Source organism: Flavitalea sp. (assembly GCF_035489435.1).
Lineage (GTDB): Bacteria > Bacteroidota > Bacteroidia > Chitinophagales > Chitinophagaceae > DATHKG01.
In genome coordinates this window covers 1-4,595 of the sequence record NZ_DATHKG010000107.1, presented here as the reverse complement: position 1 = coordinate 4,595, position 4,595 = coordinate 1, and the positions used below count along the sequence as shown (strand labels likewise).

4 protein-coding genes are annotated in these 4,595 nt (G+C 42.5%); 3 read left to right on the top strand and 1 reads right to left on the bottom strand.

Going from position 1 to position 4,595, the window contains the following annotated elements; genetic code table 11:
• The 3 genes from VK664_RS17605 to VK664_RS17595 form a co-directional block, all read left to right on the top strand.
• Window positions 1-486: 4Fe-4S dicluster domain-containing protein (locus tag VK664_RS17605; protein WP_461400002.1), on the top strand; the 486-nt coding region annotated here is incomplete at its 5' end.
• A gap of 35 nt (window positions 487-521) precedes the next feature.
• Window positions 522-1,106 (top strand): LutC/YkgG family protein, encoded by a 585-nt coding sequence (locus VK664_RS17600; RefSeq protein WP_461400001.1) that lies wholly within the window; start codon window positions 522-524, stop codon window positions 1,104-1,106.
• 41 nt (window positions 1,107-1,147) lie between these two features.
• Window positions 1,148-3,046, top strand: coding sequence for a malate synthase (locus tag VK664_RS17595; protein ID WP_461400000.1), 1,899 nt, complete (start codon window positions 1,148-1,150; stop codon window positions 3,044-3,046).
• A gap of 26 nt (window positions 3,047-3,072) precedes the next feature.
• Here the strand turns inward: VK664_RS17595 and VK664_RS17590 are convergent.
• On the bottom strand, window positions 3,073-4,595 hold a 1,523-nt coding region (locus VK664_RS17590; protein ID WP_461399999.1), incomplete at its 5' end, for a hypothetical protein.

Genomic DNA, 4,595 nt, shown 5'->3' with positions numbered 1-4,595 from the left:
TCGTTAAAGTGTATAAAATGTGGCGCTTGCATGAACACCTGCCCGGTTTATAGAAAAAGCGGAGGCCTTAGTTATCATAATACCATATCGGGTCCAATTGGCGCCATCCTTGCTCCAAACCTTGATATAAAAAAACACGCCGATCTTCCATATGCATCTACTCTTTGCGGGTCTTGTTCAAATGTTTGCCCGGTAAAAATTAATATTCATGAGCAACTGTATAAATGGCGCCAGGTAATTGTTAAAGAGGGTTATGCCGCAAATACAAAAGCAATGAGTATGAAAGCAATGGCCTGGACTTTATCTTCACCCAGTACTTTTACAAATGCCGGCAAAGCAGGCAGATGGTTTTTACATAATATCCCATTTGTAATAAATAATAAATTCAATTTATGGTATAAACAACGTGAGATGCCAGAAAGTCCAAAGGAATCTTTTGCTGAGTGGTATGCTAAATCCGAAGCCGGTAAACCGGCTAAAACTTAGCCCGCTAAACCCTTAGGAGGAACAAAAATAATTTTATGAATACAAGGGAAAAGATATTGCAGGCGGTTTTAAAAAATCAGCCTCAAACTACACCGCTGCCAGATATAAGTAATTTTAAAGGCGATCATAATGACGCCGTTCAAAGATATATCAGCGTCTTTAATGCTATAGGCGGTGTTGCTTTGTTGGTTGATGATATAGCCGAAGTTAAAGTGCTGATCAATAAAAATTTTGATGTTAACAAACGTATAGTCACCACGCTGCCCGAATTAGGTGACGTAGCTGAATTGATATCAGGCACTGTTAATCCGCATACCTACGAAGATGTTGAGCTGGCTGTTTTACAAGCACATTTGTTTGTAGCTGAAAACGGAGCGGTATGGCTAACAGATCAATTAATGGGGCAACGAATAATTCCATATATATGCCAGCATCTTGCTGTAGTTGTTTCTGCTGCAAGCATTGTTCCAACGCTGCACGAAGCCTATGAAAAAATCGGTACTGGCGATTATAGTTTTGGAGGCTTTATTAGTGGCCCTTCAAAAACTGCAGATATTGAACAGGCACTTGTGCTTGGCGCACACGGTCCATTAACTATGACGGTGTTTATTCTTAGATAACCATTAAGACCCGCACTCACTATAATAATTCATTTTCCAATATGACAAATAACATCGCAATTAACGGCAATCTTCAGCAGGTATATGCAGATATTTATACCCCTGAATCACTTTCGGCTCTTTCAGCGCTTGCGCATTTTAACAGGGACATAAAGGAGGTGATGACGGCAAGAATACAACGCAGAAAAGACCGACTTGAGCAAAAGAAAAGGATCGCATTTTCTGATGCTGAAAATTTTATTCCACGCACTACAATAAAAGTACAGGATGCCCGGGATGGCAGATTTGAAGGGGCAGTTATTCCTGCTGATCTGCAAAGGCAATGGATACAGGGAACTGGTCCTGCTGCCAAACCAAATGCGCCGTTGGAAAATAGTATCCGGAATGTTGCTTATGCCTTGCTTTCAGGTGCAGACGGTTGGATGTTTGACGGAGAAGATGCGCTTGGACAGATAGCAACGATGTCGCTCGATAACCAGCGTAACCTGAAGTTGGCTATCAGTAAAGATCCGGTATTTTTGAAAGTAGCAGAGCAGGTGGCCGTTGAAATGAACAAGTGGAGTACTGGTTTCTTTGGGCGTAACATTATTACAAACTGGAAACAACAGCTCGACTTTACGACAAAAATTTTTCGTGCTCGCGGCCTTCATCTTGACGATCGTCACATACTTGATGGAGAAGGTGTGGCCATGGCTGCATCGATAGTTGATCTGACTTTATATGTTGTAAACAATTATAAGGCGTTGCAAAAGGCAGGATCGTCAATAGTACTCTATCTACCAAAGATCCAAATTGCAGGCGAGGCCGCGCTGTGGAACGATATAATTACCGCGCTTGAAGATCATCTTAAGCTACCTGTTGGAACCATTAAGGTTTACGTACTGGTAGAACAGCTTGAAGCAACTTTCCAGCTAATGGAAATACGTGCTGCCCTGGGAAAACATTTTGTGGGATATAACACGGGACGCTGGGATTATATCAATAGCGTAGCAGATGCGATGGCCTGGGACAAAAGTTTTGTCAATCCGGATATCGAAGCCATCACAATGACTTATGGTTATATGCGTAATTATGAAAACCGCGTTAGATGCGCTGTCAATACGCCTGATGTCAATGGCAATTTTGCTTTATGGCAGGGCGGTATGGAGCCTAATATACCAGTGGGATCGGAGGAAGGCGTAAAGGCAAGTATGAAAAAAGCGATGGCTGGTGCTGAGCGCGAGCAAACTGAAGGTGCGAGTGGAAAATGGGTTGCACATTGGAAGATGGTGAATATTGTAAGACCCATATGGGAAAAGGTTGGTCAGCCAAACCAGACTGGCAGGGCATTCCCCCGGCTCACCTATTCACAACAAGATGCTGACGGACTTATACTTATTGAAACTGCGCCAACGACTATCCGTGGTGCACGTAACCTCCTGAGTGTTGCCATCCAATATGGAAATGCGTTTGGACAGGGAATGCAGGCAGCAGCACTTAAGGCTGCCGATTTTTTTGGGAATGACGATATCTTATACCTGATGGAAGATATGGCAACAGGAGAAATAAGGTTAAGTATCTTATGGGAATGGGTGCATAAAAGTGCAATACTTACTGAAGATGATCCGCAATCAGGAATTAAGAAGGGCGACCATTTTTCGATTGCATTGTTTGAGAAATTGCTTGAAGAGGAGTATGAGAAGTTGCTGAAAGCCGGAAATAAAGATGTGTATGATGAATCGAAAACAACCACGCTTCCTATATCACGAGAGATTGTTGTCGCTTATATTCACAGCCGCGAGAAACTCCCCTGGTTCATAGATCTGCTCAATCTTAACCTCAATAACAAAAGCCTGGAACTGGCAAAGGACAGGATTGCCATGTACATTAATGCATTTAAGAAAGATGGCAGACGTATCACGGAAAATCTGGAATTTACGCGACAACTAATAATACGGTAGATTACTTCTGATGAGCCGGCGCAGTATCACCTGATGATCTCATTGAAAGATTTCGGAAAATCTTCCTGGTAAATTTCTTTGTATTCTTTGGTAAAGTTGAGATATGTTGTATTTGCAAGGGCGTGTCTTTTCAATATGATCAGACTCTTGCATTTATACTCCAGTGCCTGCTCGTTCAACCGGTCGAAATGGAATATGCAGTTGACAATCTCAATGATAAATTCTGCCTCCTGGTGTATATCAACTTTTTCTATGTAACGGATACAGAGGTCAATAACGGAATTTGAGATCGATGATTTTACATCATCGAGCCAGCTGTATTCGGTTTGTGACAGGAAGTTGCCCCGACGGACAATGGTTAATAAATTCTCAATGTAAGTCCTGTCAATAGTGGCAGCCGAAAATTGCAAAGCCGTTAATTCGGCGAAGTCAATGTAAACTGAATTATCGGGGGATTGAAATTTCCATAAGCCGGATTCTTTTGTGATGACCGGAGAACCCAACTTTTCTACAATGGATTTCAACTTGGCGATATTCACAGACCGGTTATTTTTTGCATCCTTTTCAGATTTGTTATGCCAGAGCAATTCAGTCAGCGCTTCTGATGAGATGCCCCTGTTTTCCCGAATGGAATTGATAAGAATCAGCAGGAAAAGTTCTTTTAACAGTGGAGTAAATAGTCTGGTGATATCGTTGCCACGCATGTCGGTTACATGAAAAGGGCCAAACAGAAATATCGCTGGACCTTCTGCCGGTTCAGACTGGGAAAAGAAGTTGCCCGGCAGGAATTCGGAATGAACACCGCCATGATGTGAACCCGGTTCATCATGTTCACGCTGGTTACCCGGCACTGCAGGAAGCTTTACATCACGGCGGACAAGCACTTTTCTTCTTTGGCGCCTTATTAAATAAGCCAGCGATAGCGCAAGGCCTACAAATCCGGCTATAATCAGCCCGGTCCATATCTCGCCATTGTTTTCAGTCCTTACAGTCTGTGCTGCTGAAATTTCATTAGGCGGAAAATCAAGTGTGTAAATCCTTACAACCGAGACACTGTCTTTGCCGGTGAAAAGAGTAACTGCAATCAGTTTTTTTGATGAAGGCGCAAAAAACAGGTCGGCAAATGATTCGATATCATGAAATTCGTAAGGTATAGTATCACCTAATAATTGGTAAGCACCCGAATCCAATGAACCTTTTAATAATTGAATGGATGAATTGAACCGGTCGCGCGCGTATACCAGTGAATAATAATTCCGGGTGGAAGAGTCAATCACCAGGCTGTTTCCGAAAGCAAAATGTTTTGCCGGCTCCTCAAGTTGTTGCAATTTCTTAAACGATCCTGACCGGACGCTGTAAGCCATAAGGTCATAGCTATGTTTGGGGTTGATTTTTTGATCGCCCGTGTTACTACCATAACCGCCCAGTATATACGCAGTGTCTCTTGCTGCATTAGTTCCAAGTGCTGCAAGATAACGGGGCATGAAAAAATTACCTTTTGTTGCAATCGTATCCCATTTTTTTGATGAAAAATGATACCGGTATATAC